This is a genomic window from Microbacterium sp. KUDC0406, from assembly GCF_021582875.1.
In the GTDB taxonomy this organism is placed as follows: Bacteria; Actinomycetota; Actinomycetes; order Actinomycetales; family Microbacteriaceae; genus Microbacterium.
Map to the genome: position 1 here is coordinate 1,100,652 of NZ_CP091138.1, position 17,469 is coordinate 1,118,120.

16 protein-coding genes, 1 tRNA gene and 1 pseudogene are annotated in these 17,469 nt (G+C 69.3%); 6 read left to right on the forward strand and 12 right to left on the reverse strand.

Going from position 1 to position 17,469, the window contains the following annotated elements; genetic code table 11:
• The first annotated feature begins 100 nt into the window (after positions 1–100).
• A pseudogene (locus L2X99_RS05620) lies at positions 101–483 on the forward strand (RNA polymerase-binding protein RbpA).
• On the opposite strand, the gene lnt reads toward L2X99_RS05620, so the two are convergent.
• Genes lnt through L2X99_RS05665 form a run of 10 tightly spaced genes read right to left on the reverse strand, consistent with a single transcriptional unit; the run spans position 484 to position 10,183 of the window.
• On the reverse strand, positions 484–2,013 hold the full coding sequence (gene lnt / locus L2X99_RS05625) for an apolipoprotein N-acyltransferase (RefSeq protein ID WP_236135735.1): 1,530 nt from the start codon (positions 2,011–2,013) through the stop codon (positions 484–486). It lies immediately after the preceding pseudogene.
• Complete coding sequence (locus L2X99_RS05630) at positions 1,926–4,493, reverse strand: DEAD/DEAH box helicase (protein ID WP_236135736.1); 2,568 nt, start codon at positions 4,491–4,493, stop codon at positions 1,926–1,928. The genes lnt and L2X99_RS05630 overlap by 88 nt, the downstream gene beginning before the upstream one ends.
• Complete coding sequence (gene tatC, locus L2X99_RS05635) at positions 4,490–5,251, reverse strand: twin-arginine translocase subunit TatC (RefSeq protein WP_236126900.1); 762 nt, start codon at positions 5,249–5,251, stop codon at positions 4,490–4,492. Before tatC ends, L2X99_RS05630 begins: the two co-directional genes overlap by 4 nt.
• 59 nt (positions 5,252–5,310) lie before the next feature.
• Positions 5,311–5,553: a Sec-independent protein translocase subunit TatA gene (gene tatA / locus L2X99_RS05640; protein ID WP_236124644.1), complete on the reverse strand. Its 243-nt coding sequence runs from the start codon at positions 5,551–5,553 to the stop codon at positions 5,311–5,313.
• A 35-nt stretch (positions 5,554–5,588) separates the two neighbouring features.
• Positions 5,589–6,572: a helix-turn-helix transcriptional regulator gene (locus L2X99_RS05645; protein WP_236124643.1), complete on the reverse strand. Its 984-nt coding sequence runs from the start codon at positions 6,570–6,572 to the stop codon at positions 5,589–5,591.
• The gene (locus tag L2X99_RS18520) at positions 6,569–6,688 is read right to left on the reverse strand and encodes a hypothetical protein (RefSeq protein ID WP_442923517.1); all 120 of its coding nucleotides are present in this window, start codon (positions 6,686–6,688) and stop codon (positions 6,569–6,571) included. The genes L2X99_RS05645 and L2X99_RS18520 overlap by 4 nt, the downstream gene beginning before the upstream one ends.
• The gene (locus tag L2X99_RS05650) at positions 6,636–7,565 is read right to left on the reverse strand and encodes a helix-turn-helix transcriptional regulator (protein ID WP_268928554.1); all 930 of its coding nucleotides are present in this window, start codon (positions 7,563–7,565) and stop codon (positions 6,636–6,638) included. Before L2X99_RS05650 ends, L2X99_RS18520 begins: the two co-directional genes overlap by 53 nt.
• A complete protein-coding gene (locus tag L2X99_RS05655) occupies positions 7,565–8,461 on the reverse strand; it encodes a hypothetical protein (RefSeq protein ID WP_236124642.1) in 897 nt (298 codons plus the stop codon). The genes L2X99_RS05650 and L2X99_RS05655 overlap by 1 nt, the downstream gene beginning before the upstream one ends.
• A gap of 10 nt (positions 8,462–8,471) precedes the next feature.
• On the reverse strand, positions 8,472–9,482 hold the full coding sequence (locus L2X99_RS05660) for a tRNA (adenine-N1)-methyltransferase (protein WP_236135737.1): 1,011 nt from the start codon (positions 9,480–9,482) through the stop codon (positions 8,472–8,474).
• Positions 9,479–10,183: an HAD family hydrolase gene (locus L2X99_RS05665; RefSeq protein WP_442923518.1), complete on the reverse strand. Its 705-nt coding sequence runs from the start codon at positions 10,181–10,183 to the stop codon at positions 9,479–9,481. Before L2X99_RS05665 ends, L2X99_RS05660 begins: the two co-directional genes overlap by 4 nt.
• Before the next feature lie 60 nt (positions 10,184–10,243).
• Here L2X99_RS05665 and L2X99_RS05670 point away from each other — a divergent pair, with 60 nt between their 5' ends.
• Positions 10,244–11,089 carry a PAC2 family protein gene (locus L2X99_RS05670; RefSeq protein ID WP_236135738.1) on the forward strand — a complete coding sequence of 282 codons (846 nt, stop codon included), beginning with the start codon at positions 10,244–10,246 and terminating at the stop codon, positions 11,087–11,089.
• 48 nt (positions 11,090–11,137) lie between these two features.
• Here L2X99_RS05670 and L2X99_RS05675 read toward each other — a convergent pair whose 3' ends face one another.
• Both L2X99_RS05675 and L2X99_RS05680 read right to left on the reverse strand, forming a co-directional pair.
• Entirely contained in the window at positions 11,138–11,965 is an 828-nt protein-coding gene (locus tag L2X99_RS05675; protein ID WP_236124640.1) for an undecaprenyl-diphosphate phosphatase, read from the reverse strand.
• A 48-nt stretch (positions 11,966–12,013) separates the two neighbouring features.
• On the reverse strand, positions 12,014–13,309 hold the full coding sequence (locus L2X99_RS05680) for a M20/M25/M40 family metallo-hydrolase (protein WP_236135739.1): 1,296 nt from the start codon (positions 13,307–13,309) through the stop codon (positions 12,014–12,016).
• A gap of 111 nt (positions 13,310–13,420) precedes the next feature.
• On the opposite strand from L2X99_RS05680, the gene L2X99_RS05685 reads away from it, so the two are divergent.
• The 4 genes from L2X99_RS05685 to L2X99_RS05700 all read left to right on the forward strand — a co-directional run bounded on the left by L2X99_RS05685 (position 13,421) and on the right by L2X99_RS05700 (position 17,469).
• Positions 13,421–13,506 (forward strand) — tRNA-Leu (locus L2X99_RS05685).
• A gap of 863 nt (positions 13,507–14,369) precedes the next feature.
• Positions 14,370–15,068, forward strand: a complete 699-nt coding sequence (locus L2X99_RS05690) for a hypothetical protein (protein ID WP_236135740.1) — start codon at positions 14,370–14,372, stop codon at positions 15,066–15,068.
• Complete coding sequence (locus L2X99_RS05695) at positions 15,065–15,787, forward strand: GAP family protein (protein WP_236124638.1); 723 nt, start codon at positions 15,065–15,067, stop codon at positions 15,785–15,787. The genes L2X99_RS05690 and L2X99_RS05695 overlap by 4 nt, the downstream gene beginning before the upstream one ends.
• A complete protein-coding gene (locus L2X99_RS05700; protein WP_236124637.1) occupies positions 15,784–17,469 on the forward strand; it encodes a SulP family inorganic anion transporter in 1,686 nt (561 codons plus the stop codon). Before L2X99_RS05695 ends, L2X99_RS05700 begins: the two co-directional genes overlap by 4 nt.

Genomic DNA, 17,469 nt, shown 5'->3' on the forward strand with positions numbered 1-17,469 from the left:
GGCCCTGGGATTCCACTGTGAAAAGCTCTAGGATTCAGGCCCTGTGGATGATCCGCACAGCCAGGTTCGTTATACCTGACAGCGACGAGAGGACCACACAATGGCAGATCGCAGCCTGCGCGGCATCCGACTCGGCGCCCAGAGCCTACAGAGCGAAGAGGGCGTCGTATTCATGGAGCGGAGCGCCACCACCTACGCGTGCCCGGCATGCGGGCACGAGACCACCCTGATGTTCGCGGCTGACGCCGAGCCCCCGCAGACGTGGGAGTGCCGCTCCTGCGGCGCCGACGCGCTGCTCGAGGTGGACGGCACGCCCGTCACCCCGCGGAGGACGAGGCGAAGACAGCCCGCACGCACTGGGACATGCTGCTCGAGCGCCGCACTCGCGCCGAGCTCGAAGAGCTGCTCGAGGAGCGGCTCGCCTACGTCCGCGCCCGTCGTGGCGCCGGCGACGACCCGACCCGCCAGAAGATCGGCGCCTGATCAGCCTCTGCGCCGCCGGGCGAGGATTCCGCTGAGCACGAGTCCCGCGATCCCGCCCGCCAGGAGCACCAGCTGAAGCCAGGGTCCGACGAGGACCCCCGCTGTGAGGCCGGTGCGCAGCTCGACATCATCGAGCAGCGCACCGGCCTCGTCCGCGCCGAGGGTCGACAGGGTCGACCCGTCCGGACGGATGATCTGACTGGTGCCCACCGTGGAGATGTTGACGACGCTGCGTCCGGTCTCGATCGCACGGGTGCGCGCGAAGGCGAGTTGCTGCAGGTTCTCGTCGGTGCCCCGGAAGTCGGCGTTGTTCGTCTGGAACACCAGCACCTGCGCACCCCCGGAGACGCCCTCGCGGATCACCTCGTCATAGATCACGTCGAAGCAGATCGCCAGACCGACGGGCACGTCGCCGACCCGCATCAGCGGCGGGTTGCTGCCCGGCGTGTACTCGCGCTGCAGCAGCCCGATCAGGTCGGGGACGATGGCGTTGTAGAACTCGCGGTTCGGCACGTACTCGCCGAACGGCACCGGATGCCGCTTGTCGTGGATCTGGTCGGCAGTTCCGTCCGCGTTCCACAGGAACGACGTGTTGAAGATGTCCTCACCGCGCTCGGTGGCGGTGTTCGCGAGCAGCGGCGCACCGGCCTGCGCCACGACGCGGGTCAGCCGGCGTGCCGTGCCCGGGTCCTGGAACGGATCGTAGCCGGCCGAGCCCTCAGGCCAGACCACGAGATCCAGGTCCTCACCGTAGAGAGGCGCGGTGGCATCCATCTGGGCGTCGATCACCGAGTACGGCTCACGATGGTCGAAGTAGCCGGTCGGTCCGTTGCCCTGCACGGCGCCGATGCGCATGTCGCCGGCGACGGACGTCGGGAACAGCGGGGTGAGCAGGAGCACGAGGACAAGAGCCGCCGGAGCGATGAGCCGCACCGGGCGCCGCCATGCACCGGTTCTGACGAACTCGATCAGCAGGGCTGTCGTGGTGACGATCAGAAAGCTCAGGCCGCTCACTCCGAGCCAGGAGGTCACGGACCCGAGCGGGCTCCCGGACTGGGTCATCCCGAGACGTGCCCAGGGGAACCCGCCGTAGGGCCAGTTGCCCAGGAACAGCTCCTGGCCTGTCCAGAGCGCCCCGACGAGCACCGGGAGTGCGAACAGCCGCGCGCGCGGCCACGCGCGCGGCACCCAGCGGTACGCCAGCGCGATCGGCAGGAGAGCCACGGCGGTGAGCGCGCCTTCGACGACACTCAGCGCACCCCACGGAATCACCCCGAGGTAGCGGCTGGTCCACGACACCAGCAGCCCGAAGAAGAGCAGGCCGTAGACGAGCCCGACCAGGATCGCGCTCCACGCCCGTCGCCCGATCAGCGCGAGCAGCAGCAGAGCCACTCCGGGGAACACCAGCGGCCAGATCGCCGGCTCCGGGAACGCCACCCGCATCAGCAGGGCGGCCAGCGCTGCGGTGGGCAGAGCGAGCCAGAGCGGCAGCAACGGCTGCGGCCGCCGATCGCGGTCGAACTCGGGCATCCGCTGCTACACCCCGAGTAGGCGACGATGCCGCGGCGTACCCCGTCAAGGGCCCGCCGCGCCGTGCGGGCGAGGTCCCCGTCCTCGGCGACGATGGAGAGCTGGTCGAGCAGGTCGATCGTCTGCTTCGCCCACCGCACGAAGTCGCCGGCGGCCATGTCGGCGTCGATGAGCACCCGGTCGAGCATCCCGCCCCGCGCCCACTCGTGCATCGCGGCCGCGAGACCCGGCGCGAGCGCCTCGGTGCCGGGAAGACGGTGCTCCTGCTCGAGGTCATCCAGTTCTGCCCACAGCTCGGCTGTGCGGTCGTACGCGATGCGGAAGGCGCCGCGGGGCATGCTGCGCTCCCCCGCGTTCTGCTCATCGCGACGAGGCTCGTAGACCAGGCAGCAGGCCATCGCGGCGAGCGACGGCGCATCCAGCTGCTTCCACAGCCCCCGACGCAGCGACTCCGCGACGAGGAGGTCCCGCTCACCGTAGATGCGGCGCATCGTGCGCCCGGCATCCGTCAGCGCGAGGTCGTCGCCCGAGCCCGTGACGTACCCGACCGCCTCGAGGACCTCCAGCACGCGATCGAAGATGCGCGCGACGGTGCCGGTGCGGTTCTCGATCTGCCGTCGGGTGCGGTCGGTCTCGCGCTTGAGCTTCCAATACCGCTCCGCCCAGCGGGCGTGCGCCTCCCGGTCGGGACAGGAATGGCAGGGGTGCCGCTGCATCCGGGTGCGCAGCTGCTGGATCTTCTTCAGCCGCTTGTCGCGCACCGCGCGCGGTGCACCGGCATCCTTCCGGTTCTTCTTCTCGAGATCGCTGAGCTCGCGCCGGATGCCGGCGTACTCCGTGAAGTCGCCGTGCTCGCACGTCATCGCCTCGACGTATCCGGCCAGCGACGTCTCGGCCTCGCGCACCTGACGAGCAAGGCCGACGACGGCGCGGTCGGCCTGGAACTGCGCGAATGACGACTCCAGGATCTCCCGCGCTCGCACCCTGCCGAAGCGGTCGACGAGGTTGACCGCCATGTTGTAGGTCGGACGGAAGCTGGAGTTCAGCGGATACGTGCGACGGGATGCGAGTGCGGCGACGGCCTGCGGGTCCATGCCCTCGGTCCACTGCACGACCGCGTGGCCCTCGACGTCGATGCCGCGACGTCCGGCGCGGCCGGTGAGCTGGGTGTACTCCCCCGACGTGATGGCGACGCGGGCCTCGCCGTTGAACTTCTCCATCTTCTCCAGCACGACGGTGCGGGCGGGCATGTTGATCCCCAGCGCGAGCGTCTCGGTGGCGAACACCGCCTTCAGCAGCCTGCGCTGGAACAGCTCCTCCACGACCTCCTTGAAGGCGGGCAGGAGCCCCGCGTGGTGGGCGGCGACGCCGCGCTCAAGATCATCGCGCCACTGCCAGAAGCCGAGCACGTCGAGGTCCTCGTCCTGCAGCGCCCGGGTGCGGTCGTTCACGATCTCGCGGATCTCCGCCCGCTCCTCGCCGGTGGTCAGCCTGAGGCCCGAGCGCCGCACCTGCTGCACGGCGGCATCGCAGCCGACCCTGCTGAAGATGAAGAAGATCGCCGGCAGGAGATTCGCGTTGTCCAGGAGCCGTACGACTTCAGGACGGTCCATCCGCTCGATCCGCCGGACGTTCGCCGAGCGCACCGGGCGCTTCCCTCCTCGGGGCGGCCGCTGCGCCTGACGTCCGGCGTGGCGCGCGCTGCGGTATTCCTGCGCGCGACGGTTGTCGTCGTACCGCGACCCGGTGAACGACCGGATGCGCATGAGCTCCTGGTTCACCTGTGCTGTGGCGATCCCCGCCCTGTCGTCGAACAGCGGCAGCAGATCGTCGCGGACGAGAACGTGCTGCTCCAGAGGCACCGGTCGCGTCTCGGAGACGATCACGTCGGTGTCTCCGCGCACCGTGTCCAGCCAGTCGCCGAACTCCTCGGCGTTCGACACCGTGGCGCTGAGCGACACCAGCCTCACCTGCGGGGGCAGGTGCAGGATGACCTCTTCCCAGACCGGCCCGCGAAAGCGGTCGGCGAGGTAGTGCACCTCGTCCATCACGACGAACCGCAGTCCGGTGAGTGCCGGCGAGTCGGCATAGAGCATGTTCCGCAGCACCTCGGTGGTCATCACGACCACCCGAGCATTGCCGTTGATGTTCGTGTCACCGGTGAGCAGCCCCACCTCGTCCTCGCCGTAGACCTCGACGAGCTCGCGGAACTTCTGGTTCGACAGCGCCTTCATCGGCGTCGTGTAGAAGGCCTTGTCGCCGGCGGCCTGCATCGCGAGGTGGATCGCGAACTCGCCGACGATCGTCTTGCCCGCACCGGTCGGGGCAGCCACCAGCACGCTGCGCCCCGACTCCAGCGACTGGCATGCCGCCACCTGGAACGGGTCCAGCTGAAAACGCTGCTGCCCGGCGAACGCCGACGTCTGCGGATGGTCGCGTCGGTCGTTCGCCTCGGCGAAGCGATCCGCGGCCGAGGTCATGCGGGCAGATCGGGGTCGAGCCCCATCGCGATCATGCGCTTGCGCTTCCGGCGGTCGAAGATCAGGGCCAGCCCACCGGCGGCGAAGTAGAGCACCGTCAGGATGCCGGCCAGCAGGAACATGCTCACGACATCAGCGGGTGGCGTCGCGACAGCGGCGAACACGATCGCCACCAGGATGGCCCAGCGCCAGCCCTTGAAGATCGCCCTGCCCGAGATGATGCCGGCCATGTTCAACCCGATCATGAACACCGGCGTGACGAACGAGATGCCCACCACGATCATCAGCTTGAAGATGAAATCGTAGTACTGACGCGCATCCATCACGTTGGTGCCGCCCTCGGGGGTGAACCCGACCAGCATCTCGATGACGTGCGGGCTGACGATCATCGCGGTGTAGCAGCCGGCGAAGAACAACGGGATCGCCGCACCGACGAAGCCGATCGTGTACTTCACCTCTTTGCGGGTGAGTCCGGGCATGATGAACGCCCAGATCTGCCACAGCCACACCGGCGCGGCCAGTGTCAGCCCGATCGCGAACGCGATGCGCATGCGCAGGTCGAACGACGACGTCACCGTCGCGAAGTTCAGCGACACGAACTTCATCCCCCGTGCATCCTGCAGATCGATGATCGGTCGCGAGATGAAGTGGATGATCGGGTCCGTCACGAGGAACGCCACGATCATCGCGACGATGATCGTGATAGCCGCGATCGTCAGCCTTTTACGGAGTTCGCGCAGGTGCGCGCCGAGCGACATCCGACGGTCGTGGCGAGGCTGTTCCTCGACGGGCGAGGAATCAGTCACTGCCACCGCCGTCAGCTGGTCTTGTCAGCGCCGGACGGTGCGTCCTTCTGCGGTCCGGTCGAACCGCTCTCGGGCGTCGCCTCGGTCTGTGCGGCGGTCGTGGTGTCGTCGTCCTTCATCGCCTTCATCTCGCCCTTGAACACACGGGCGGACTGTCCGACGCTCTTCGCCAGGGCGGGCAGCTTCGCCGCGCCGAAAAGAAGCAGGACAACGATGAGAATGGCGAGCAGGTGCCATCCGGTCAGGCCAGCCATAGAAGTCTCCTCATTGATGGGTAGTGGCGTTCAGTCTACCCGTGGTCGGGAGACATCGGGTCACGGTACAGCGCCAGTCCGGACTTCGCCCAGTCCAGAGTGGCTGCACGCGCCGCAGCAGGCTCGAGAACCTGCATCCGGCCGGCGAACCGCGCCGCGAAGCGCTTGATCCCGCGCGGGTCCGCCATGCGCAGGCGCAGCGTGATGTCTCCGCCCCCTCGCGAGATCTCCTCGGAGCGGAATCCGCTCAGCAGCGGTGCCAGACCCTCCGGGATGCGGACGGTCACCGTGTCCTCGGACGGCGTCGTCCCGAACGCGTCGGGCACCCCATCCGCGGCGTGGGTGATCGCGATGTCGGTCGGGCGTGCGTCGCTGACCCGGTCGAGGTGGAAGGTGCGCATCGCCTCACGAAGATGGCACCACCCCTGCAGATACCACTGCCCGTTGGTGATGAGCACCTGCACCGGGTCGACCGTGCGCACCGTCGGAGCGGCATCCGGCGCCTGATAGGTGAACGACACGGCGACGCCGTCGCTGAGGGCGCGGGAGACGACCTCCTGCACCTCCCCCACCTGACGCGGGGCGACCACGACGTCGGCGGGCGCATCGACCGCACCGCGAGCGAGCTTCGCGAGCAGCCCGGTCACGAGTCCCGAGTCGGAGACCGCGGGCACGGCGGCCACCATCTGGAGCCCCGCCAGCAGTGCCGCGGCCTCACGTGCGGTGAAGCGCGGTACGCGGCGCAGCGCCACGTCGTTCGTGATCTCGATCACATCCTGCTCGTCGAGCAGATCCCAGTCGATGTCGAACATCTCCTGCGGCTGCTGCCAGTAGCCGTCCTCACCGGGCAGGCCGATCACCGTGAGCTTCTCGACCATCGCACGCATCTCCTGCGTGCTGACGCCGAACTCGGCGGCGGCCTCGGCCAGCGACACCTGGCCGCGCTCGAGCAGGTACGGCACCAGCGTCAGGTAGACGCGCACCCGGTCGGCGGCGAGCAGCGGCTTCGGATCGCTCATGCGCGCTCCCCCTCGGAATCGCCATGCACGGCGAGGATGGCCCCCAGCCGCGCGACGACCGCGTCACGAAGCTCCGGCGGCTCGACCACGCGCACCTCCGGTCCGTACGAAGCCAGTTCGTCGGCGAGGATGTCGCGATCGACGTAGGACACACGGATCCCCTGCACCGCCGGGAACGGCACGCCGCCCCAGCCGCAGAGCGGCCTCGGTGCCGGGCTCGATCTCCAGCAGCGCGGAATGCGTGGCGGCGACCTTCTCGAGCCCGGCCAGCGCCCGCTCCCCCGCACCCTCACGGAGTGCGGGATCGAAGGACTGCGCCGTGACCTTCACATCGCCGGCGATGCGGCTGAGCAGGAACGTGCGCTCCGCCTCGGCGTCCACATCGATGCCGTAGACGTGCCAGCGGGCCTCGTAGTCGAGCAGCGCGAGCGGGCGGAGCCGGCGGCGCCGCGGCTCCTCATCGCCGGGCTTGAGATAGTCGAAGGCCACGACCCGGGAGCGCTCGATCGCCTCCTGCAGGGGCGCGAATGCGGTGTCGCGCACGGTGATGCGCGGCGCGAAGCCGATGATCGGCTCATCGCCGTCGATGCCGAGGGCACGGATCTTGCGCACGCCCGCCTGCGCGTCGGACGATGCGGACTCGGCGCTCCACACGCTGCCGGCGAGGCGCAGCACGGCGAGTTCGGCGGGGCTGAACGCGATGTCGCCGGGAAGGTCGTACTCCTCCTGGGGGATGCGATAGCGGGCTTCGCGCAGATCGTTGGGGTCGGCGGCGTCGCCGATCGTCTCGATCCGCACGCCGAGAGTGCGCAGCTGGTCCTTGTCGCGCTCGAACATCTTCTCGAGCGCATCCGCCTTCGCGCCGGCCTCGGCACGCTGCCGGTAGCCCGAGACGCTGTCGAGGATCTGCTGCTTCGTCAGGCCGATCCGCGTGGCCATCAGCGCCACGATCAGGTTGGTGAGGCGCTCCTCCGCCGGGATCGTGGCGGCCATCACTTGCTCGCGGGCACCGAACCGAGGATGTCGACGACGTATGCCACGGCCTGCGCATCGCCCTCGCCGGGCACGACCACGAGGATCTGGGATCCGACGTTCGCCGCCTGCACGGCCGCGGCCACCTGCTTCGGCAGCTTCGTGAGATCCGCTTCGGGAAGCTGGCCCCAGTTGCTCTCAGCGACCTTGCGATCGTTCCAGCCGACCGCCGTGTACGCGAAGAACGGCTGGTCGTCGCCCACCTTGTCGCCGTCACCGGCGATCAGGGTCTGCGTGACCGTCTTCGTCGGCGCCTTGCTGTCGGGGATGATGATGCCGGGGCGGCCGTCTGCCGGGTTGCGGACCACGGTGGGGACGCCGCGCGCGTCATTGAAGACATCGCCGCCCTCGGCCCTGGAGAGCATGGTGCTCTCGATGTCGAAGACGCCGATGACGCTGTCGCCCTTGTCTGTGGTGGGTGCGGCGACCACCACCCGGCTGCCGCCGGTGGCGCATTCCAGCGCCTTGCCGAGCTTGAGGTCCGGCAGACCCTGCTCGATCGTGCTGATGGTGAACAGCTGGCCCTGATCGCCGAAGCCGACGTTCTGGATCATCTCGCCGGTCTCGCCGGAGTAGAGTGCGAACGCGCCGACGAAGACCTGGTTCTCGTCGACCAGCGGCTGTCCCTCGCCGGCCTCGGCGTCGAAGAAGGAGACCTTCTTCGTCTGGAGCGGTCCGACGAGCGTCACCTTCGGCTCGGTGCCGAGGTCACCGCTGACGGACACGTCCTCATCGATCCCGTGCACGGAGCCGCTGCGGTCGCACGGCGCTCCGGCGAAGGTCGGCGCGGCCGAGCATCCGGTCAGAGCGACAGCGGACAGGGCGAGGGCGGCGAGAGCAGCGGACGTTTTACGCACGCGCTCCAGTCTATTCCGTCGCCGCGTCCGATTCGCGCGCCGACGCGGCCGTGCGCGCGCCGTCCGCCGCCTTCTGCGCTTCCCGGACGCGTTTGCGCAGATTCTTGTCGGTGATATCCCGGTCCCCGACAGCACCAGGAGTCCACAGTTCGACGTCCTCGTCCGAGAAGCTCGTCTTGGACGCTCGCCTGCGAACCTCGGGAGGGATCGCCCCCGGCGCCAGACGGCGCGCGGTGAGCAGGAAACCGGTATGCGCGACCATGCGGTGGTCGGGTCTCACGGCGAGACCCTCGACGTGCCAGCCGCGCACCATCGTCTCGGAGGCCTCAGGATCGGTGAACAGTCCTGTGCCGCGGATGTACTCCGCGACACGGGACAGCTGCGTGGCCGTCGCGATGTAGCAGATCACCACGCCGCCGGGAGTGAGCGCGTCGGCCACGGCATCCATGCAGTCCCACGGGGCGAGCATGTCGAGTACGACGCGGTCGACCGTCGCCGGTTCGAACTCCGCACCGAGCTGCTCGGCCAGATCGCCGACCACGACGCGCCAGGTGTCCGGAGTCTCACCGAAGAACGTCTGCACGTTCGCCATCGCGACCTCGGCGAAGTCCGCCCGGCGCTCGAACGACGTCAGTGCGCCGTCCGGGCCGATCGCACGCAGCAGGGCGAGCGACAAGGCGCCCGAGCCCACGCCCGCCTCGATCACGGTCGCGCCCGGGAAGATGTCGGCCTGCATCACGATCTGCGCGGCGTCCTTCGGGTACACGATCGCCGCGCCGCGGGGCATCGACATCGCGAAGTCCCGCAGCAGCGGACGCAGTGCGAGGTAGTCGTGGCCGGAGCTGTTCGCGACGACGGAGCCGTCCGGCAGCCCGATCAGATCGGCATGCCGCAGTACGCCGTGGTGCGTGTGCAGCTCCCCGTCTGCCCGCAGGGTGATGGTGTGCATCCGGCCCTTGGGACCCGTCAGCTGCACGCGATCGCCCTCGCGGAACGGCCCGCTCGGCCGTGACGCGCTCATCGGGCGACCTCCGCCGTGTGCCGCGCGTGCACGGCGATGACATCCTCCGCGGTGCGCGTCGCGAGGCTCTCCCAGATCACATGCGCTCCGAGGCCGTCGAGCGGGATCAGGTTCGGCACGGCGATGGTGACGGCACCGGACGCGACACCGGCCGTGACACCGGTACGGGAGTCCTCGATCGCCACCGTGTCCTCGATGTCCACGCCGAGCAGCTCCGCGGCGCGCAGGTAGGGCTCGGGATGCGGCTTCGGCAGAGCGACGTCGTCGCCGGCGACGACCAGGTCGAACGCCTCGAAGTCGATCAGATCGACCACATCGGAGGCCATCCTGCGCAGCGACATCGTCACCAGCGCGGTGCGGATGCCGGCGGCACGGAGGTCGGCGAGCAGCTCGCGCGCACCGGGGCGGAACGGCACGCCCTTCGTGCGCAGAGCATCGGCGACGCTGTCGGTGAGCCGGTCCACGATCGCCTGCTCTTCGAGGTCGACGCCGGCGGCCTGGAACACCTTCGCGCTGTCGAGGAGGCCGGCGCCGATCAGCTGCAGGGCCTGCTCGTGCGTCCAGGTGCCGCCGTACGACTCGACGAGCTCCGTCTCGGCAGCCATCCAGTACGGTTCGGTGTCGATCAGAGTTCCGTCCATGTCCCACAGGACGGCACTGGGTCGGCTGTCGGCAGAGGATGTCGTGGTCACTGCACCAATGGTACCGGCGCCACGGCGCGCGCTCGTGCCCCTGCCCCCTTCGGCGACTAGCCTTGAGAGATGGACGTCCTCGGCTCGCGCATCATCGTCGCCGCCTTCGACGGCTGGAACGACGCCGGCGAAGCCGCCACCGGTGCCCTCGCCACGCTCCGTGAGAGCGCCGAGTTCCGCACCGTGCACGCCGCCGACCCCGAGCTCTACTTCGACTACCAGTACACCCGTCCCGCGACCCGGACGGATGCGCAGGGGCGTCGCGAGCTGACCTGGCCGGAGGCCACGCTGTCCCGTCCCGCGGACTCTGGCGCCTCCCCGGAGGTGTGGCTGCTCACGGGCTCCGAGCCCGCGCGCACCTGGCAGGCGTTCGCGTCGGAGTTCATCGACGTCGCCCTGCGCGACGACGTGACCGGATTCGTGACGATCGGCGCCATGCTGTCGGACGTGCCGCACACCCGTCCTATCTCGGTGTTCGCCTCGAGCCAGAACGAGCAGGTGCGCGAAGCGCACGGACTGGAGCGCTCCAGCTACGAGGGGCCGGTCGGCATTCTCAGCGTGCTCGAGCACTTCGCCGAGCGCGCGGGCATCCCCACCGCGAGCCTGTGGGCGAGCGTGCCGCACTACGTGGCATCCGCCGCCCCCTCGCCCAAGGCGACCCTCGCACTTCTCGACCGGCTCGAGGAGCTCACCGCGATCGGTGTGCCCCGCGAGCATCTGCGCACCGAGGCCGCCGCCTGGGAGGCGTCGATCGACGCCGCCGCGGCGGACGACGACGACATGAGCGAGTACATCCGACAGCTGGAGCGCACCCGCGACACCTGGGACTCCCCGGACGCCTCCGGCGATGCGATCGCGCAGGCGTTCGAACGCTACCTGCGCCGCCGCGGCGACGGCCCGGACCAGAAGCGCTGAGCCGCTCCTGAGCGGAGCCGGTCCGCCACGGCGGCCCGGCCGATCCGGTCAGGCCGCGATCGTCCCGGTGGCCAGCAGCACGATGAGCACGCCGCCGAGCAGGATGCGGTAGATCACGAACGGCAGGAAGCTGCGCTTCGAGATCCAGTTCATGAAGAACGCGATGACGCCGAGCGCGACGACGAACGCGATCGCGGTCGCCGCGATCGTCTCGGGCATCGTGAAGTACTGACCCGGCGCATCCCAGCTCTTGGCGAGCTGGAAGAAGCCGCTGCCGAACACCGCCGGGATCGCCAGCAGGAACGCATAACGGGCGGCGGCGGCGCGCTCGTAGCCGAGGAAGAGCCCCATCGTGATCGTGCCGCCGGAGCGCGAGACGCCGGGAATGAGTGCGAGTGCCTGTGCGAAGCCGTACGCGATGCCGTGCGGGTAGGTCAGCTCGTTGAGCGTGCGGCGCTTCGCGCCGACGTGGTCAGCGATGCCGAGCAGAATGCCGAACACGATCAGCATGACGGCGACGATCCAGAGCGAGCGCAGCACGGTCTCGATCTGATCCTGGAACAGCAGCCCGAGCACGACGATCGGGATGCTGCCGAGGATGATCAGCCATCCCATCCGGGCATCCGGATCGTTGCGCGGCAGTCGCCCTGCGAGCGACAGCGCCCAACTCCTGATGATCCGCACGATGTCGCGCCAGAAGAACACGACGACGGCCGCCTCGGTGCCGATCTGCGTGATCGCGGTGAAGGCCGCGCCCGGGTCCTCGCCCGAGCCGAGGAACGTGCCCACGATGCGCAGGTGCGCACTGGAGGAGATCGGCAGGAACTCGGTGAGTCCCTGGACGATGCCGAGGAGGAGTGCTTCGAGCAGGTGCATGCACAGGTCTTTCGTGACAGAGCGATGCCGGCCCCGGTGGTGGCCGGGTCAGCAGGTGCGGAACAGGTCGGCCAGCACGCGCTGACCGAAGCTCAGTGAGTCTACGGGCACCCGCTCGTCGACTCCGTGGAACATCCCGGTGAAGTCCAGGTCGGCGGGCAGCTGCAGCGGCGCGAAGCCGTAGCCCGTGATGCCGATCGAGGCGAGTGCCTTGTTGTCGGTGCCCGCGCCGAGCAGATACGGGATCACCGGCACACCGGGGTCGTGCGCGCCGAGGGCGGCGACCATCGCCTCGACCAGCTCCCCCCGGAACGGCGTCTCCATGCCGATGTCGCGCACCACGATCTCGATCTCGATGTCGTCGCCGACGAGACTCTGCAGCTCTGCGAGCACCTCGTCCTCTGTGCCCGGAAGCGTCCGGACGTCGATCAGGGCCTCCGCGCGCTCAGGAATGACGTTGTGCTTGTACCCCGCCTGCAGCACCGTCGGGTTGGCGGTGGTGCGGAATGTGGAGGCGAGGAACGCCTCGGCCGGACCCGCCGCGGCGGCCAGCGCATCGGGGTCGTCGGCGCTCCGTCCGGTCAGATCGGACAGTCGCGCCAGCAGCGCCTCCGTGGTCGGCGTGAGGCGGATCGGCCAGCGGGTCCGCCCGATGGTCGCGACCGCCTCGGAGAGCCGTGTGAGAGAGTTCTCCGGATGCAGCCGGCTGCCGTGTCCGGCACGTCCCCGCGCGACGAGCCGGATCCAGATCAGGGCCTTCTCCCCCACCTGAAGCAGGTAGGCGCGGCGGTCGTCGACGGTGATCGAGTAGCCGCCGACCTCGCTGATCGCCTCGGTCGCGCCGGCGAACCACTCCGGGCGCTCCTTCACGACGAGCGCGGAGCCCTCGACGCCGCCGTTCTCCTCATCGGCGAAGAACGCGAGCACGAGATCGCGCTCCGGCTGCTCGCCCGCCCGGAGCAGGTCCCCGACGGATGCCAGGATCATCGCGTCCATGTTCTTCATGTCCACGGCCCCGCGGCCCCACAGCATGCCGTCGCGGATTTCACCGGCGAACGGGTCGACGCTCCAGTCGTCCGCCACCGCGGGGACGACATCGAGGTGGCCGTGCACGACCAGCGCCGGGCGGCTGCGATCACGACCGGGGACGCGGGCCATCACGTTGGTGCGTCGCGGGATCGGCTCGAAGTACTCCGGCTCCAGGCCGAGGGACTCCAGGTGGGCGCCGACGTACTCAGCCGCCTCCCGCTCGCCGTTGGCTTTGCCGCCACCCCAGTTCGACGTGTCGATGCGGATCAGGTCGCGGGCGATGCGCGCGACCTCGGGCAGCGGCGTGGAGGACATGGCTCCAGGCTATCGAAGTCGAGGGGCGCGCCCGGGGCGCGCCCTGGTTCGTCCCCGCCACCGGAACGTGCTAATCTCGATCTTCGGTTGGAGACAGCCGAAAACCCACCTTGCGCGGGTGGCGGAATAGGTAGACGCGCTAGCTTGAGGTGCTAGTGCCCGATAAGGGCGTGGGGGTTCAAGTCCCCCTCGCGCACAGAATGAGAAGGCCCGGATCCCGGAGGATCCGGGCCTTCTTCGCATCCGGCCCGCCGACACGTTCACCCTTCCAGGATGAACCTCTTCTGACGGCACCCCGCACTCCGGCAGGATGTCGGTGTACCGGCGCAGCGCCGGTCGGGTCACGGGAGGATTCGCATGGCTGACAATGACGAGCTGGACGATCTGCGTCGCCGCGTGGCGGAGCTCGAAGCCGAGAACGACGGGCTCCGCGCCGAGCCGCCGGCCGTGAGGCGCCGGCGGAATCCGACCCGCAGCATCCTCTCGGCGGTGGCGCTCGTGCTCGCGATCCTGCTGGCACCGGTCGCCGTGCTCGGCACCTGGGCGCGACTCGAACTCGTGGACACCGATCGCTTCGTGGCCACGTTCGCGCCGCTGGCGGATGATCCGCAGGTGCAGGCGTTCGTCGCCGACCAGGCGGTGACCGCGATCGAGGACAACGTCGACATCGACGGGATGGTCGCCGATCTCGCAGACGGACTGAAGAGCCTCGATCTGCCGCCGCGCGCACAGGCCGCGATCGGACTCCTGCAGGCCCCCGCCGCGGACGGGATCCGTTCCGTGATCAGCACGACGGTGGACAGGCTCGTCGCCTCCGACGCGTTCTCGGACATCTGGGAGACGGCGCTGCGTGAGACGCACTCCCGCGCGATCGCGATCGTCCAGGGGCAGCCCGGAACCGCGCTCACGCTGTCGGACGACGGCACCATCTCGCTCGACCTCGGAACGCTGATCGACAGGATCAAGACGCAGCTGAAGGAGAACGGATTCGGCTTCGCCGACTCGATTCCCTCGATAGACAAGTCGATCCCGCTCGTCACCGGCGGATTCCTTCACCCTCGTGCGCACCCTGTACCAGGTCGCGATCGCCGCCGGCTACTGGCTGCCCTGGGTCGTGCTCGCGCTGCTGGCCGCAGGGATCGCCCTGGCACGCAACCGCTCGCGCACACTGCTGCTGACCGGCATCGGACTGTTCGTGTCGTTCCTCTCGCTCAGCGCGGGCTTCGGCATCGGCCGGCTGTTCTTCATCGGGACCGTCAGCCCGTCGATCATGCCGTCGGGCACCGCACAGGTGCTCTTCGCGCAGGTGACCGAGATGATGCAGTCCGTGCTCGCTGCGCTCATGGTGCTGTCGGCGTTCATCGTTGTCGGCGCATGGATCACCGGCCGCTCCCGCCCCGCGACGGCGCTGCGCACCTCCGGCAACGCCGTGTTCGCCAAGGCGCGGGAGAGCGCGGACCGCAGCGGGCTGAACACCAGGGGCTTCGGCGCGGCGCTGGACCGCTGGCGTCCGGCGATCATCGTGATCGTGATCGCGCTGGCTGTGACGATCCTGCTGCTGACCCGGCCCGTGAGCATCGGATCGGTCGTCTGGACCGTCGTCGCCGTCCTCGTCGCTCTGCTGCTGCTGGAGGTGCTCCGCCGGCCGGCAGGCACCGCGTCGGCCGCAGAACAGGCGGTCTCCGACCCGGCGGACGCGGACGCCACCCTCGCGGCGACAGCCGCTGAGGTCGCGCAGGAAGAGGATGCCGTGCGGTGATCACCGTCATCTGGCAGCTGCTGCCGATCGCTCTCGGGGTCATGGTCAGCCCCATCTCGGTGATGGCGCTGCTCGGCATCCTCGTCTCCACGCACGCCCGCCGCAACGGCACGGCGTTCGCGATCGGCTGGGTGCTGGCCACCGGCGGCAGCCTGCTGCTGTGGACCCTGCTGCTGGGCTGGCTGGGCGTCGGCGACGGATACGGTTACGGCGGCGGACTCACCGGCGTCGTCCTGCACGCCCTGATCGGCCTGCTCTGCATCGGGGCCTCCGTCTGGACCTACCGCCGCTCCCACGGGATCCTGGTGCGGATGGGCGCCGCTCGCACGCCGGACGAATTGACCGCCGCCACCCCGCAGCTGCCCGGTCTGCTCCGTGACGTCGACCACTACAGCATGCTGCATTCGTTCGCGCTGGGCATCACCGTCTTCGTCTTCAACCCCGTGAACATGTCGCTGCTGATCGCGACGGCACTGAGCCTGCTCGACGCGGACATCTCCCACCAGAGCGCGATCGGCATCGCCATGGGGTTCGTGGTCGCCGCCGCGCTGCCGGTGATCGCTCCCGTGCTCGTACTGTGGCTGCGCGGAGCGGACGCACCCTTCGTCGGCCGCATGCGCACGTGGGTGATGAACAACAACGGCTACATCAGCGCCGGTCTGCTGATGCTCATCGGCTTCCTGCAGCTCACCCGCGCCCTGGAGGGAATCGTGTCATGAGCATCCGCTCCGCACTGCGCCGCTGGACCGCCCGCTTTGGTGACCGGAGCACCGTCGGAGGCGACATCAGAGCGGGCGTCGCGCTCGGCGTCGAGAGCGTCCCCGACGGACTGGCGGCCGGCGTGCTGGCTGGTGTGAGCCCGCTCTACGGGCTGTACGGCTACATGCTGGGCACACTCGGCGGCGCGCTCACCACCGGCTCCGTGTTCATGACGGTGCAGGCCACCGGCGCGATGGCGGTGATCATCGGCGATGTTCCGGAGGTACGGGGCGACGACGGCGCCGGCGCGATGGCGATGCTGACCCTGATCGCCGGAATCGTGATGCTGGGCCTGGGCATCGCCCGCCTGGGAAGCCTGGTGCGATTCATCCCCAGCGCGGTCCTGATCGGATTCATGAACGCCGTCGCGATCAACATCATCCTCGGCCAGCTCGACAACATCACCGGATTCGAGAGCACGGGAGCGAACCGCATCACGCGGCTCTTCGACACCGTGCTGTCGATTCCGCAGTTCAGCTGGCCCACCGTGCTCGTCGGAGCCGTCACGATCGTGCTGATCCTGCTGCTCGAGCGAACGCCGCTGGGCGCACTCGCCCTCGTCGTCGCGGTGATCGCGGGGTCGCTGCTCGCCCTGGTGCTCTCCTCCGACGACGTCGCCACGATCGGCGACATCGCCGAGGTCACCCGCTCCCTGCCCGTGCCCGTCGTCCCTGATCTCGGCCTGATCGGAGCGCTGATCGTTCCCGGTGTCTCGATCGCGCTGGTCGGCCTGGTGCAGGGTGCCGCAATCTCCGGGGCGATCCCGAACCCGGACGGCAGATATCCGGACGCCTCGGCGGACTTCCGTGGACAGGGCATCGCCAACATCGCCTCCGGGCTGCTGCGCGGGATGCCCGTCGGCGGCTCCATGTCCGCCACCTCGCTGGTCAGAGCGGCCGGAGCGAAGACCGCCTTGGCGAACCTGACAGCCGGTATCGTCATGATCCTCACGCTGCTCGCGTTCGGGCCGCTCATCGAGTACATCGCGATGCCCGCCCTGGCTGGACTGCTCATCCTCGTGGGCGTCCGCACCCTGAAGATCCATCAGGTGCTGCTGGTCTGGCGCACCGGCCCGACGCAGATCTCCGTGTTCCTGGTGACCTTCGTGCTGACCCTGCTCATCCCGCTGCAGTACGCGGTGCTCGCCGGCGTCGGTCTCTCGGTCGTGCTGCACATCGCCCGGCAGTCGAACCGCGTGCGCATCGTTCGCTGGCAGTTCGATGAGCCCGGCGGACGACCGCTCGAGGTGTCGCCGCCCGCGGTCCTCCCGGGCGATGAGGTCGTCGTCCTGTCGCCGTACGGAAGTCTGTTCTTCGCCGCTGCGCAGGCGTTCCGCGCCCAGCTCCCCACGCCGACCGATCAGTCCGGCGGCGCGACGGTGATCATCCGGCTGCGCGGCTCCGAGGAACTCGGCGTCACGTTCCTGACCATGGTGCGCGACTACGCCGATGAGCTCGCCGCACACGGCGCGACCCTGATGCTCTCCGGCGTCGGCAGACGACTGCAGGACCAGCTGGATGCCACCGGGGTGGGTGCGCGGGTCGGCGGGGGCAACGTCATTCCTGTGCGTCCGAGAATCGGCGATTCGCTGGCCGAGGCACTGTCCATCGTCGCGTCCAGGAAGGACGGCGGCGCCCGATAG